12 protein-coding genes are annotated in these 12,928 nt (G+C 64.9%); 6 read left to right on the top strand and 6 right to left on the bottom strand.

Translation table 11 applies throughout. The features are described 5' to 3' along the window. Window positions 1-55: 55 nt before the first annotated feature. Window positions 56-196 carry a hypothetical protein gene (locus IQ16_RS45805; protein ID WP_007597071.1) on the top strand — a complete coding sequence of 47 codons (141 nt, stop codon included), beginning with the start codon at window positions 56-58 and terminating at the stop codon, window positions 194-196. On the opposite strand, the gene IQ16_RS24285 is transcribed toward IQ16_RS45805, so the two are convergent. Genes IQ16_RS24285 through IQ16_RS24275 form a run of 3 tightly spaced genes read right to left on the bottom strand, consistent with a single transcriptional unit; the run spans window position 193 to window position 3,995 of the window. Next, window positions 193-1,779 (bottom strand): ATP-binding protein, encoded by a 1,587-nt coding sequence (locus tag IQ16_RS24285; protein ID WP_018648508.1) that lies wholly within the window; start codon window positions 1,777-1,779, stop codon window positions 193-195. The two genes, IQ16_RS45805 and IQ16_RS24285, sit on opposite strands and share 4 nt — an antisense overlap. After that, the gene (locus IQ16_RS24280) at window positions 1,776-2,480 is read right to left on the bottom strand and encodes a response regulator transcription factor (RefSeq protein ID WP_018648507.1); all 705 of its coding nucleotides are present in this window, start codon (window positions 2,478-2,480) and stop codon (window positions 1,776-1,778) included. Before IQ16_RS24280 ends, IQ16_RS24285 begins: the two co-directional genes overlap by 4 nt. 12 nt (window positions 2,481-2,492) lie before the next feature. Further along, window positions 2,493-3,995: a DUF4153 domain-containing protein gene (locus IQ16_RS24275; RefSeq protein WP_018648506.1), complete on the bottom strand. Its 1,503-nt coding sequence runs from the start codon at window positions 3,993-3,995 to the stop codon at window positions 2,493-2,495. 188 nt (window positions 3,996-4,183) lie between these two features. Between IQ16_RS24275 and IQ16_RS24270 the strand changes: the two genes are divergently transcribed. Then, the gene (locus IQ16_RS24270) at window positions 4,184-5,527 is read left to right on the top strand and encodes a glycoside hydrolase family 3 N-terminal domain-containing protein (protein ID WP_026312909.1); all 1,344 of its coding nucleotides are present in this window, start codon (window positions 4,184-4,186) and stop codon (window positions 5,525-5,527) included. Here IQ16_RS24270 and IQ16_RS24265 read toward each other — a convergent pair. The 3 genes from IQ16_RS24265 to IQ16_RS24255 all read right to left on the bottom strand — a co-directional run bounded on the left by IQ16_RS24265 (window position 5,524) and on the right by IQ16_RS24255 (window position 9,399). Next, entirely contained in the window at window positions 5,524-7,146 is a 1,623-nt protein-coding gene (locus IQ16_RS24265) for an ABC transporter substrate-binding protein (protein WP_026312908.1), read from the bottom strand. The genes IQ16_RS24270 and IQ16_RS24265 overlap by 4 nt on opposite strands. A 93-nt stretch (window positions 7,147-7,239) precedes the next feature. After that, window positions 7,240-8,694, bottom strand: a complete 1,455-nt coding sequence (gene hydA, locus IQ16_RS24260) for a dihydropyrimidinase (protein ID WP_018648503.1) — start codon at window positions 8,692-8,694, stop codon at window positions 7,240-7,242. 96 nt (window positions 8,695-8,790) lie between these two features. After that, window positions 8,791-9,399 (bottom strand): TetR/AcrR family transcriptional regulator, encoded by a 609-nt coding sequence (locus IQ16_RS24255; protein ID WP_018648502.1) that lies wholly within the window; start codon window positions 9,397-9,399, stop codon window positions 8,791-8,793. 103 nt (window positions 9,400-9,502) lie between these two features. Between IQ16_RS24255 and IQ16_RS24250 the strand changes: the two genes are divergently transcribed. From IQ16_RS24250 to IQ16_RS24235, 4 genes are all read left to right on the top strand, one after another. Beyond that, the gene (locus IQ16_RS24250) at window positions 9,503-10,198 is read left to right on the top strand and encodes a PspA/IM30 family protein (RefSeq protein ID WP_018648501.1); all 696 of its coding nucleotides are present in this window, start codon (window positions 9,503-9,505) and stop codon (window positions 10,196-10,198) included. Window positions 10,199-10,238: 40 nt separating this feature from the next. Then, the gene (locus IQ16_RS24245) at window positions 10,239-10,514 is read left to right on the top strand and encodes a YiaA/YiaB family inner membrane protein (RefSeq protein ID WP_018648500.1); all 276 of its coding nucleotides are present in this window, start codon (window positions 10,239-10,241) and stop codon (window positions 10,512-10,514) included. Between the two features lie 218 nt (window positions 10,515-10,732). Further along, window positions 10,733-11,797: an amidohydrolase family protein gene (locus IQ16_RS24240; protein WP_018648499.1), complete on the top strand. Its 1,065-nt coding sequence runs from the start codon at window positions 10,733-10,735 to the stop codon at window positions 11,795-11,797. A 15-nt stretch (window positions 11,798-11,812) separates the two neighbouring features. Continuing rightward, a complete protein-coding gene (locus IQ16_RS24235) occupies window positions 11,813-12,925 on the top strand; it encodes an amidohydrolase family protein (RefSeq protein ID WP_018648498.1) in 1,113 nt (370 codons plus the stop codon). The last annotated feature ends 3 nt before the right edge of the window (window positions 12,926-12,928 follow it).

Here is a 12,928-nt window from a genome sequence, read left to right as displayed (position 1 = left end):
AATGGCGGCTGGTGCGACTTATCTAATGACGCGGGAAGAAACGTGCGAGGCTGTCATGGCAGAGAAGCATACCGCCGATCCGGCAGAGATCATGCGGGCCACCGGTCATCCTGAGTTGGAATACGCCGCCGGCTGGACCATCGCTGGTCTCGTCACCATCGGCACCATCGTCGCCGCCTGGGTGTTCGCGATCTAGGCCACCGGAAACTGGAGTTCGAAGGCCGCGCCCTCGTCAGTGGGCTTGAGCCTGATCGAGCCGCCATGGCTCGCCATCACCGCACGCGCGATCGCCAGCCCCATTCCGGTCCCGCCCTGGTCGCGCCGGGTGGTGAAGAACGCATCGAAGATCCTGTCGCGGTTGGGTGCCGAAATCGGCTCGCCGTCATTGCTGACCGTCACAAGCAGGGTCGTCCGCGCGTCGACCGCCTCCAGCCTGATTGTCCCGGCCTTGTGCCGCACCGCGTTGTCAGTGAGGTGTGACAGCACGATCAGCGCCTTCTCCGAGGACATGCCGATCGCCCGGTCGAGGCTGCCGCTGGCTTCGATCGCGCTTGCCGGAAACCTGTTCCTGAGGTCGGCGATCACGGGCGCAAGCTCGGTGCGCTCGTTCTGCGGCAGGCTCTCGGCGCGGGCGAGCTCCCGCAGCCGCTGCGCCATCGCTTCGAGTCGCTGCGTGTCGGACAGGATGTTGGCGATGAACGTGGTCTGCTCGGCCGGTGTCAGGCTGCCGGCCTTGCCCTGAACCGAATCCTGCAACAGCTCGGCTGCGCCCTTGATCGAGGTCAGCGGCGATTTCAGCTCGTGGGTGAGGTGGGCCGAGAACGTCGCGATGTAGTCGGAGCGCCGTGCCAGCTGCTCGGCCATGCCGAGGAAGCTGTGCGAGAGCTGCGCGAACTCCCGCGTGCCGTAGTGCCGGAGCGGCCTGAACGCCTCGCGGTCGCCGCGGCCGATTCTGGCGGCGCGGTCGATCAGCTCGCGCATCGGCAGCGTGATGGTGCGCGAGAACACGAGGCCGATCGCGATCGTGCCGAGGATCACGGCCAGCCCCGCCAGCACGAACTTAGCCCGCTCCTGATAGAGATGATCGAAAATGTTGCTCGGCGTCCGCGTGGTGTAGATCACGCCGGCGACGCGGTTGTTGACGATGACGGGCATCGCCGAGAACACGTGCACGCCGAGGCCGCGGCTGAAGGAATAGATCGGCGGCGGCGGCTTGTCCGGCACGCGGTTGCGCAAGGTGGCCCGGTACTGCCCGTGCAGTGCGTCCGCGACCTCCTCGATATGGGCAAGCGACTGCCCGACCTCCTGCCGCCCGGCGATCACCACGCCCTGCGGATCGAGAATGCGAAAGCCGGCCAGCGTCACCTTCTGGGTCTCGCGAATGATCGGCGTCAGTTTGGCGCCGATCTCGACGTAGGCTGCTTGCGCCGGCCGGGGCGCGGGCAGCGCATCCGGCCGCCGCCGCAGCAGGTCGTTGGCGGTGAGGTCGAGCGCGGGCCGGATCGGGGTGACCTGGTCGCCGGGATCGGGCAGCACGTTCGGCGGCACTTCGGGGCCGAGTGCGAGGCCGCTGCCGAGCCTTGCCGTGACCTCCTGCGCATAGATCGTCGCCAGCACGCGGCTCTGCGCAATCAGCTCGGCCTGGGTCTGGCGGATCAGCTGGTTGTCGTAGAGACGGAAGAAGAACAGGCCGACCAGCGGCAGCACGCCGACGGTCGTCAGCACCGCGAAGATCACCAGCCCCAGCGACGGGCGCCATTTGTCAGGCGCCGCGCTCATGCCTCTTTCTCGCAGCGGCCGAGCTTGAAGCCGACGCCGTGGATGGTCTCGATGACGTTGTCGCAGGCGAGCGCCGCGAGCTTGGCGCGGATGTTGCGGATGTGGCTGTCGATGGTGCGGTCGGAGACCTGGATGTTGAGCTGGTAGGCCGCCCGCATCAGCTGCTCGCGGTTGAACACCGAGGTCGGCCGGGTCAGGAAGGCGCGCAGGATGCCGAACTCGATCGCGGTGAGCTTCAGCGGCGTGCCGGCGAAGGTCGCCACGTGCTGCTCGGGATCGATCAGCAGGCCGCCTTGCACCAGCGCAGCCGGACTTGTTTTGGCCTCGCCATTGCGCGGGCTGAGGCGACGCAGGATGACGTTGACCCGCGCCACCAGCTCGCGCGGGCTGAACGGCTTGGTCACGTAATCGTCGCCGCCGATCTCGAGGCCGAGGATGCGGTCGATCTCCTCGTCGCGCGCCGACAGGAACAGGATCGGCACGTCCGAGCCTTTGCGGATCTCGCGGCAGACGTCGAGGCCGTCGAACTCGGGCATCCCGATGTCGAGCACGATGAGATCGGGCCTGTCGGCGGCAAAGCGGCTCAGCGCCTCCTTGCCGTCGCGCGCCTCGATCACGTCCATGCCGGCCTTCTTCAGGGCGACGCGGATGACCTCGCGGATGTGGCCCTCGTCGTCGACGATGAGAATGCGATTCGCCAAGAAACTCTCCGCTCACCCTGCCGGCTGACTGCCGGGCTGGCTTTTGGCCTGAGCATCGAGGCGACGCTGCAGCCGCCAGCTGCGAAAACCCCAGGCCCGCCAGGCCAGATCCTGCCGCTGACTTTCTACAAGCCGATCTCGACGTCCCGCAAGGCAGTAATCGCCGCCGCGAAGCGCGATGACCCTGTCGATCGCAGGCAGCGCCTGCGGGCCCAATGTGAGGAGATAGTCGGCGTCGATCTTCACGCCCTTGCCCCCTGTTTCACTGCTGTGCTTCAGATTGTAGTCGGCAATGAACGCATCGAAGTTCAGCAGCGAAACACTGTACAGCACGATCGTTAACGCGATCAGATTGGCGCAGACGAGCCACCGGTTGGTGCGGTTGAGCGCGATGCGCGCGACGATGAGGATCAGTCCCAGCGCCACCAGTCCCATCCAGATGAAGGCCGCGATCCGCCAATAGGTCAGCATGTAAATGCCGACATAGAGATCGAGCCGAAGGATGGAGGAGGCGACCAGCAGCACGTTCTGCCCGACCCAGAGATAGACCAGCGGGCGGATCACATTCGACTTCTCGGCCGGGCCACCGGGGCTCATCGCGACCAGCACGAAGGCCGCGGCGAGCAGGGCGGTCACGATCAGCGGATAGGCGCCGCGGTGGGCGTAGGCCGCATAAGTCATGTTGTCGGGCAGGGCCACATGGCCCCAGAGATAGATGCCGTCGAGCACGGACTGCGCCGCGAACAGCAGGTTGAACAGGATCAGCGAGCGCAGGATGGAGGAGGGACCCAGAAACTCCGGCGAGACGAAGGGCGCAAGCGGCTCCGGCTCCGTGACATCGGTTTGGGCGGCTGCGGCAATCTTCCTGCGCCGCCAGCGCACGTGGATGAACGGCCAGACCAGCGCCAGCATCAGGACCCAGAACAACACGCGCGGGACGCTGACATAGTCGAGGATGATTTTTGGATTGAGCAGCGAGACCCATTGCTCGATCACGGGATTGGCGGCAGCGAACAGCGCGACGAACACGGTGCCCAGCACCACCGGCATCAGCCACAGCGCGATGCCGCGGGTGAACGCCGACATGTTGAAGACCTGGAGCGCGTCGGGGAAGACTCTGAAGGGGCCGAACAGGACGAAGTTTCGCAGCGCGCGGGCGCGGTCGGCAAGGCCGGTCGTTTCAGGATTGGTTGCCAGCAGCAGGGCGATGACCAGCGCTGCAATGAGGATCAGGAACGAAAGCGTGTTGAGCTCTTCGATGGCAGGCACGAGACCGAGGACGATGACGGCGGCGCCGATTGCCGCGCGGCGGATGTCCAGGGATGCGTGGTTGGCGAGCAGCGAGGCGCAGACGATCGCGACTGCAAAGATCACCAGCGACAGCCCGGCCCGCTGGCCATAGAACAGCCAGTCGGCGAGCGCGGCGAGCACCAGCGCCATCGCGAGCTTGACTGATATTGTCGAAGGCCTGATCGGCTGGATGTCCGTCGTCGGCGTCGTAGCCAGGCTCGTCATGCGCAAATGACCTTTCGTGAATATCGATATCGTGCAGTCTGCACTGCGCTTGCGCAGAAGCCGGGGCCTTCGTCTGCACGGTTTCAGGAGTCTTTTGCAGTTTTCGTGCAGGTGCGCTTTTGCCTCTCGCGCAGCGCAGATCGCCTTGATAGGTGCGAAGCATTCATCACCATCGCATGTGGTGCATCATGCAATTCCTTCGCCGTATCGGTCTCATCCTGCTCTGGCTCGCCGCGCCCGTCGTTGCATTCGCGGCCGCGAACAAGAACGATCCCTATCTGGTCCCGCTGCGTGGCGGCGGAAACATCGCGCTTGTCGCCGCAAGCATCATGATCGTCATCGTCCTGCTGCGCAGAGGGCGATGGCGCAGCATCGCGGGCAAGCTGCTCGTCATACTCTGGTGCCTGCCGCCGCTGCTGATGTCCGCCGCGCATCTGAAGTTCGAGCTGCGCAAGCACGATGTCCTTGCCGTCAGCGCCGCCGAGGCGCGCCAGCTCGGGCCGCACTTCATGGTCGGCTATTCCTCCTTTCCCGACGTCGCGCGTTTGGCCGAGCAAGGTCTGATTGGCGGCGTCTATGTCACCCGGCACAACATCCGCGGCCGGACCATCGAGGCGCTGCGGGCCGAGATCGCGGCGCTTCAGGACAAGCGGCGCGCAGCCGGCCTGCCGCCGCTGGTCGTGGCGGCAGACCAGGAGGGCGGCATCGTCGGGCATCTCGCGCCGCCGCTGACAAAGCTGCCGGCGCTGGCGACGCTCACCGGGCTTGCTCCCGACGAGCAGCAGGCCAAGGCCGAAGAGTTCGGCCGCATCCACGGCCGCGAGCTCGCGGGCCTCGGCGTCAACCTCAATCTTGCACCGGTGCTCGACCTCAAGCCGCTGCAGCGGCGCAACCGTCTCGATTTCCACACCCTGATCGGCCAGCGCGCGATCGCGACCGATCCCGTCGTCGTCAGCACGATCGCGAGCGCTTATGTCCGCGGACTGGAAGGGTCAGGCGTCGGCGCCACGCTCAAGCATTTTCCCGGCATCGGCCGCGTGCGCACCGACACGCATCATTTCAGCGCCAGTCTCAACACGCCGGTGAAGGAGCTGGAGGCGACCGACTGGCTGCCGTTCCGCGAAGTGCTGTCGCATTCGCGTAGCGCGCTGATGGTAGGCCATGTCACGCTCACGGCCGTCGATTCCGATCGCGCCGCCTCGCATTCCAAGCGCGTCGTCGATGGGATCATTCGCGGCAAATGGGGCTACCAGGGCATGGTGATGACCGACGATCTCGTGATGGGCGCGATCTACCAGAACGACGTCTGCAAGGCCGTGGTCGAGGCGATCAATGCCGGCGTCGATCTGCTGCTGGTCGCGTATGATGGCGCGCAGTTCTACCGGGTCTTTGCCTGCGCCCTGGAGGGATCGCGGCAGGGCAGGCTCGATGCGGCGATGCTGCATGCGAGCGCGGCGCGGCTGGAGCGCGGCTTTCCGAACGCGCAGGCGCGAGCAACTCCAGGCGTAATCAGCATTGCACGTCAGAACTAGCCTTTGGCGAACTGGCGGTAGTCCGGTTCGCGATGGAACCAGAATTCGTAGCCGCTGACGCCCTTCTGCATGGCGACGTCGTGGATCGGCTGGTTGAGCGGAATGACGGGAACGTCGCGCATGCAGAGCGCGATGAAATCCTTCACGCATCTGTCGTATTCCGCGGCATCCGTGGTGAAGCGCGCCTTGTCGATCAGCGCGTCCATCTGCTTGTTCTGGTAGGAGGAGATGTTGAAGATCGAGTTGTTGCCGTGGAAATTCCAGTAGAAGTAATATTCGGGATAATCCAGCCAGCCGCTGAAGCGGTTGAGCGCGAGCGGCAGCTCCTTCTTGTTCAGCGTCGTGCGCCAGTTCGCGCCGGGGATCTTTTCGATTCCCGCCTTGATGCCGATCTTGGCGAGGCTCTCCTGGATCAGGATCGCGGTCGGCTCGCCGACGGTGGCCGTGCCCGTGTCCAGCGACAGCGTCGTCTCCAGGCCGGATTCGAAGCCTGCCTCCTTCATCAGCGCTTTGGCCTTGTCGAGATCGGTGACATAGGGAAACGGCTGCGGCCAGACCGGCTTTGAGACGTCAGCCGCGCCGCCGTACATGGGAACGGCGCGGCCGAAAAAGGCGCTGGTCTGGATCTGCTCATAAGGCATCGCCCAGGCGATGGCCTGACGCAGCTTGGCATTATCGAACGGCGGCTTTGCCGTGTTGAGCGCGACGTACCAGAGCGCATTCGGGATCGGCACGCCCGAGACCTTGACCTTGCCCTCTTTGATAATCTGCTCGAAGTCGCGGGGCGCAAAGCCGCTCGAGATGTCAGCATCGCCCCGCTCCAGCATGGCGCGGCGGGTGCCGGCGGAGGGAACGTCGCGCGCGATCACGCGCTTGACCTTCGGCAGCGGCCCGCTCTTCCAGTCGTCGAAGCGCGCCAGCACGGTCTCGCTGCCCGGCTTCCAGCTCTCGATCTTGTAGGCGCCACCGCCGGCTTCGTTGTTCCTGAGCCAAGCCAACGCCCATGGATCTTCTGCCGTCGCGTTCTTCTTCGCCAGCTCGGAATTGATGATGAAGGGCACGACCACGGCGACGTTGAACAGCAGCATCTTGTCCTTGCGGACATAGTCGATGCGGAAGGTGTGGTCGTCGACCATCACGAACTGCTCGGGCTTCTCCAGCGACCCCGCCGACATCTGGAAGGTCGGGAAGCCGCCAACCTTCACGGCGCGGTCGAACGACCATTTGACGTCTTTGGCGGTAACGGGCGTGCCGTCGTGGAATTTGGCGTCCTTGCGAAGCCTAAAGGTGCAGGACATGCCGTCGGCCGCGACCTCCCAGCTCTCGGCAAGTTCAGGCGCGAGCTTCTCGCGGTCGTACGACGTCGTCCCATCGGGCAGCGTCTTCGAGGCATAGGTCAGCAGACGGTCGTAGCAATTCCAGGACAGGCCGTTCACGGTCTGGTTGGAGCCGACGCCCTGCATGTCCAGCGAGTTCGGCCCGAGCTCCTGCACCACCAGCAACGTCTCGGCTCGGCCCTGCGCCCATGCGAGACGTGGAGCAAATGCTGCCATACCGGCGGCGCCGACGCCGCCAAGCACCACGTCGCGCCGGGTCATATGGTGGGGTGCATCGCTCATCGTGGCCTCCGTCAGAGAATGATCCGACATCGAGAGGCAAGGCGTGTGCCATCGGCGCGCTTCAAGGTGTCACATGCCTTGCGCCCGAACGCGCTACGGCGTCACCGCGCCGCGTGCGACCGCGCGCGGGGCGGTCAGCTCCTTCCAGGTGGAATTCGCCACATGCACCGGCGAGAAGGCCGGGCGTTCGATATAGCGGCCGTCGCCGGCTTCGGCGCGCAGATCACCTTCCTTCCAGACGACGCGGCCGCGCGACAGCGTCGCGGCCGGCCCGCCGGTGCAGGCAAAGCCTTCGAACACGTTGTAATCGATCTTGCTCATCTGTCGCTTGGCGCTGATGGTCTTGCTCGCCGTGGGATCCCACACCACGATATCGGCATCCGAGCCGACGGCGACCGCGCCCTTGCGCGGATAGATGTTGAGAATGCGGGCGATGTTCGCCGAGGTCACCGCGACAAACTCTTCCTTGGTCAGCCGTCCGGTGGCGACGCCCGCGGTCCACAATAGCGCGAGACGATCTTCGAGGCCGCCGGTGCCGTTCGGGATTTTTCTGAAATCGCTGAGCCCGAACCGCTTCTGCTCGGTGGTGAAGGCACAATGGTCGGTCGCGACCACCTGGAGCGAACCGGCTTGCAGGCCGGCCCAGAGGCTGTCCTGATGCTGCTTGTCGCGGAACGGCGGCGACATCACGCGCTGCGCGGAATGATCCCAGTCCTTGTTCTGGTATTCACTCTCATCCAGCAGCAGATGCTGGATCAGCGGCTCGCCATAGACGCGCTTGCCGGCGGCCCGCGCGCGGGCGATCGCCTCATGCGCCTCGCGGCAGCTGGTGTGCACGATATAGACCGGTGTGCCCGTCATATCCGCGATCATGATGGCGCGGTTGGTGGCTTCGCCCTCGACCTCCGGCGGCCGTGAATAGGCGTGGCCCTCCGGGCCGGTGACGCCGCGCGCGATCAGCGCCTCCTGCATCAGGGCGACGACGTCGCCGTTCTCCGCATGGACGACGGGCATCGCGCCGAGATGAGCGCAGCGCGCGAACGAGTTGTAGAGCTCGTCGTCGTTCACCATCAGCGCGCCCTTGTAGGCCATGAAATGCTTGAAGGTGTTGATGCCGTAGGTTTTGACCACGGTCTCCATCTCGTCATAGATCTGCTTCGACCACGACGTGACCGCCATGTGGAAGCCGTAGTCGCTGGCCGCTTTCTCGGATTTGTGCCGCCACTCCTGATAGGCTGCCAGCATGGACTGGCCGGGATCGGGCAGGCAGAAATCCACCACCATCGTAGTGCCGCCGGTGAGCGCAGCCTTGGTTCCCGATTCGAAATCGTCGGCGGTCACGGTGCCCATGAACGGCATTTCGAGATGGGTGTGCGGATCGATCCCGCCCGGGATGACGTAGGCGCCGCCGGCATCGACGATCTCGGTACCTGCCGGCGCCTCGATCGATGCGCCCATCGCGACGATGGTCTCGCCGTCGATCAGCACGTCCGCGCGGCGCGAATGATCGTGATTGACGACGGTGCCGCCGCGGATGAGGAGGGGCATGAGGAACTCCGGGGAGAGGTGAGGGACGGCCCGGAGGCTAAGCGCGCTACTGGCGATGCGACAGGCGAAATTTTAGTCAGAAGCCGCCGATCCTTTTTACTTCGCGCGCGCGACCAGCCCGTCGATCATCGCGCGGACGAGGCCTGCGATCTCCTTGCGTAGCGCCGGTAGCGGCACCGCGACCAGCCTTTGCTCCAGTCCCAGCGCCACCATGCCGTGCACGGCCGAGAACAGGCTGCGCGCGGTGATGCCGAGCTCCTCCCGGCCGCGCTCGGGAAGCAGCAGCGCCAGCGGATGATAGATGTGGCGGAACAACTGCAGCTGGTCGTTGACGGACCAGTCGGGGAGGATCTTGTCGGCCGCCATGCGGTGCTCGAACAATGCGCGCCAGAGCTCGAGGTTTTCGGCGGCGAAATCGCAATAGGCAATGGCGATCCGGACCAGGGTCTCCTGGGGCGAGGGATTACCGGTGCTTTCCGCCGCGCTGAGCGCCTCATCGAGGCGATGCAGCGTGCGCGAGCCGACGCGTAGAACCAGCTCGTCCACATCAGCGACGAGATTGTAGACCGCGCCGTTGGCGCAGCCGATCTCGCGGGCCAGATCGCGGGTTTTCAGGCCCGACAAACCCCGCTCAGCGATCATCTGCTCGGCCGCCCGGATCAGGTCGACCCGCAATTTCTCTCGACGTTCCAGGGCCTTAGTCATTCTTAACCAAATTCTTGAGCGCCGCTCAAATATTTATTGAACGTTGTTCAGATTTCCTGCTACAAAGCATTTGTGAGCAACGCTCATAAACAGGGAGCAGACCATGTTCAAGACCGTCGTGACACTTTTCCGCGGCAGCGTGGCCGCCGCGGGCGAGGAGCTGGAGGACCGTACGGCCCTGCTGATCCTCGACCAGCAGATGCGCGATGCCGCCGCCGCCCTCGAACGCAGCAAGCGGACGCTGGCGCTGGCGATTGCGCAGGACCAGCAGGAGGGCCGCAAGCTCGAGGCGACCTGCGCCCGTATCGCCGATCTCGAGACCCGCGCGGTGGCCGCGCTCGATGGCGGCCGCGAGGATCTCGCCAAGGAAGCGGCCGAAGCCATCGCAGGCCTCGAAGCCGATCGTGATGCGGCGATGACAGCACGCGCGCTGTTCGCGACCGAGATCATCAGGCTGAAGCGGCACGTGACCAACGCGCAAGCCCGCATCACCGAGCTCGATCGCGGCCGACGCCTCGCCCGTGCCTCGGAAGCGGTGCGCTCGCTCCGCCGCAGCGGCATCGAGGCGGCGCGTCCTTACGAATCCACGCTGCCGGAAGCCGAGAGCACCTTGAGGCGTCTGCGCGAGCGGCAGATGGAAGCCCAGGCTGCCGACGACGCACTGGTCGAGCTCGATGCGGCCACGGGTCCCCTCGCTACTGCCGAGCGACTTGCCGAGCAGGGTTTTGGCCCCCGGCTCAAGACGACCGCGGACGACGTGCTGGCGCGGTTGAAGTCCAAGCGCACACAGACGGCCTGAACTCAGATTTCATCATCATTTAAACCAATAGGAGATCATCATGAACCAGAACGGCCAGCCCCATAGCAGCGCCTGGGTCACCTTCACCTACGTGTCCTTCGCAGCCTCCGCCTTCCTCGTCGCCATCGGCGTCTTCTTCCTGCCGATCGACCTCTGGATGAAGGGCTATCTCGCCATGGGCATCGTGATGCTGATCCAGACCTGCATCACGCTGACCAAGACCGTGCGCGACAATCACGAGAGCAGCCGGCTGGTGAACCGCATCGAGGATGCCAAGGCCGAGCGGCTGCTGATGGAGGTTTCCAAGGCGGCTTGAGGCGAGAGCACGCCGCGGCCTGCAGTCTGACGCGGTGGGTGCCGGAGCATCCACCGCGTGCCTGATCCGCATATCGCGCCTGCGAAATGCAACCGAGCCATGACGGATCGCGCGGGCGCGCGGCCTTGCGCAGCGGCGCCGGCCGACGCACTCTGTCCGGGCGGCGCGAAGAACGCCGCCAATAAAGACTGTGCGAGGAAACCTCCGAGGAAACCTATATGGCGGCGACGCGGATCGACTGCGACATCCATCCGGCTGTTGGTGGCACGCGCACGACGCTGCTTCCCTATCTCAGTGATCACTGGAAAGAGCAGGTGGTGAGCCGCGCCATCGACGGGCTCGATCTCACCTCCTATCCGCCGAGCATGCCGCTTTCGGGCCGCGCCGACTGGCGGCCGGCCAATGGCGCCAAGCCAGGCTCGGATCTCGCCATGGTGCAGAAGGGCGCGTTCGACCAGCTGGGGGCGAGCCACGCCATCCTCAACGTGCTCTATGGCGCGCAGGCCGTGTTCGACGCCTATATGGCAGCCGACTTCTGCAAGGCCATCAACGACTGGATCGCCGCCGAGTGGCTGTCGCGCGACGAACGCCTGCGCGCCTCCATCGTGGTGCCGATGCAGGCGCCGGATCTCGCGATCGACGAGATCGAGCGCCGCGCCGGCGACAACCGCTTCGTCTCCATCCTGGTGCTGGCGCAGGGCGAGACGCTGCTGGGACGGCGGCATTTCTGGCCGGTCTACCGGCTCGCGGAGAAGTACAAGCTGCCGCTCGCGATCCATGCCGGCACGCAATATCGGCAGGCGCCGAGCTCGGCCGGCTGGCCGTCGCATCGCTACGAATATTACTTCGTCGAGGCCCAGGCGTTTCAGGCGCAGATCCTCAGCCTGATCTACGAGGGCGTGTTCGGCAAATTTCCCGACCTGAAGGTCGTGCTGATGGAGTCGGGCGTCAGCTGGCTGCCCTCCTTCATGTGGCGCGCCAACAAGACCTGGCGCGGCGTCCGCGTCGAGGTGCCCTGGGTCGAGCGCGAGCCCGCATCGATCATTCGCGACAATTTCCGCGTCACCATGCAGCCGTTCGATGCGCCTGATAATGCCAGGAGCGTCGAGGAGATCATCGACCAGATCGGCTCGGAAAAAATGTTCCTGTTCGCGTCCGACTATCCGCACTGGCAGTTCGACGGCGACGATCCGATCCCGCCGAACCTGCCGAAGAGCCTGATCGCGAAGATGTGCGTCGACAATCCGCTGAAGACGTTTCCGCGGCTGTCCCTCGCTAACTAATTCCGGAGGTTTCGCATGAGTGAGGTCATCGACCGTCCGCTGCGCGACGACGAGAAGCCTGCCGCATCAAAGCTGCGCATCGTCGATTGCGACGTGCATCCGAGCCTGCACTCGGTCGACGACCTCAACGAGTTCCTGCCGAAACGCTGGCAGCAGCATTTGAAGGAATATGGCAGCCATCTGCGCACGCCCTATCTCTTCACCACGCCCTATCCGCGCTCCTCGCCGCTGATCGCGCGGCGCGATGCCTGGCCGCCGACCGGCGGGCCGCCCGGCTCCGATCTCGCCTTTATGCAGAAGCAGCATCTCGATCCGCTCGACGTCGAGTTCGGCATCCTGCAGGTGCTCGATCTCTTCATCTTCTCGCAGCAGAATCTGGAGTTCGGCGCCGCGATCCAGCGCGCCATCAACGACTGGCAGCTCGCATTCTGGTCGCACCGCGATTCGCGCCTGAAGGCGTCGATCCTGGTCGGGCAGGACGGGGTGGATCTCGCCATTGCCGAGATCGAGCGCTGCGCGAAAGTCGGCGAGTACATCCAGATCAACGTCTCGCCGCGCGCCAACGAGCCGCTCGGCCGCCGCCGTTACTGGCCGATCTACGAGCGCGCCCAGGAATTGGGCCTGCCGCTCGGCATCCATGTCGGCGGCTATGGCGGACATGCGCCGACCGGCGGCGGCTGGCCGTCCTATTATGTCGAGGAGCATCAGTCCAACGCGCATACCATCGCGGCGCAGCTGGCGAGTCTCGTGATCGAGGGTGTGCCGGAACGTTTCCCAAAGCTGAAGATCGTCTTCATCGAAGGCGGTTTCGGCTGGATTCCGTCGGCGGTGTGGCGCATGGACCAGCACTTTGAACGTTTCCGTAGCGAAGTGCCGCATTTGAAGCGCAAGCCATCGGAATATGTGCGTGAAACCTTCTGGTTCACGACGCAGCCGATCGACGAGCCGGACGAGGCGCGGCATCTGCGCGCGCTGATCGAATGGGTCGGCATCGACCGTCTGTTGTTCTCGTCGGACTATCCGCACTGGGACTTCGATGATCCGCGCTTCGCCTTCAAGACGCCGCTCACGGAGGTCGAGCGGAAGAAGATCTTCAGCACCAATGCGCGTGCGGTCTACAAGTTCTGAGAC

The sequence above is a fragment of the Bradyrhizobium huanghuaihaiense genome, assembly GCF_007830635.1.
GTDB lineage: Bacteria > Pseudomonadota > Alphaproteobacteria > Rhizobiales > Xanthobacteraceae > Bradyrhizobium > Bradyrhizobium huanghuaihaiense.
The sequence above is the reverse complement of the archived record's forward strand: the minus strand, read 5'-3'. Positions and strand labels throughout refer to the sequence as shown.

What these genes read in the sequence shown, in the direction of transcription:
- IQ16_RS24265 (WP_026312908.1), bottom strand. Translation starts at nt 7,146, where the DNA reads ATGAGCGATGCACCCCACCATATGACCCGGCGCGACGTGGTGCTTGGC.
- IQ16_RS24275 (WP_018648506.1), bottom strand. Translation starts at nt 3,995, where the DNA reads ATGACGAGCCTGGCTACGACGCCGACGACGGACATCCAGCCGATCAGG.
- IQ16_RS45805 (WP_007597071.1), top strand. Translation starts at nt 56, where the DNA reads ATGGCAGAGAAGCATACCGCCGATCCGGCAGAGATCATGCGGGCCACC.
- IQ16_RS24285 (WP_018648508.1), bottom strand. Translation starts at nt 1,779, where the DNA reads ATGAGCGCGGCGCCTGACAAATGGCGCCCGTCGCTGGGGCTGGTGATC.
- IQ16_RS24235 (WP_018648498.1), top strand. Translation starts at nt 11,813, where the DNA reads ATGAGTGAGGTCATCGACCGTCCGCTGCGCGACGACGAGAAGCCTGCC.
- IQ16_RS24245 (WP_018648500.1), top strand. Translation starts at nt 10,239, where the DNA reads ATGAACCAGAACGGCCAGCCCCATAGCAGCGCCTGGGTCACCTTCACC.
- IQ16_RS24270 (WP_026312909.1), top strand. Translation starts at nt 4,184, where the DNA reads ATGCAATTCCTTCGCCGTATCGGTCTCATCCTGCTCTGGCTCGCCGCG.
- hydA (WP_018648503.1), bottom strand. Translation starts at nt 8,694, where the DNA reads ATGCCCCTCCTCATCCGCGGCGGCACCGTCGTCAATCACGATCATTCG.
- IQ16_RS24240 (WP_018648499.1), top strand. Translation starts at nt 10,733, where the DNA reads ATGGCGGCGACGCGGATCGACTGCGACATCCATCCGGCTGTTGGTGGC.
- IQ16_RS24250 (WP_018648501.1), top strand. Translation starts at nt 9,503, where the DNA reads ATGTTCAAGACCGTCGTGACACTTTTCCGCGGCAGCGTGGCCGCCGCG.
- IQ16_RS24255 (WP_018648502.1), bottom strand. Translation starts at nt 9,399, where the DNA reads ATGACTAAGGCCCTGGAACGTCGAGAGAAATTGCGGGTCGACCTGATC.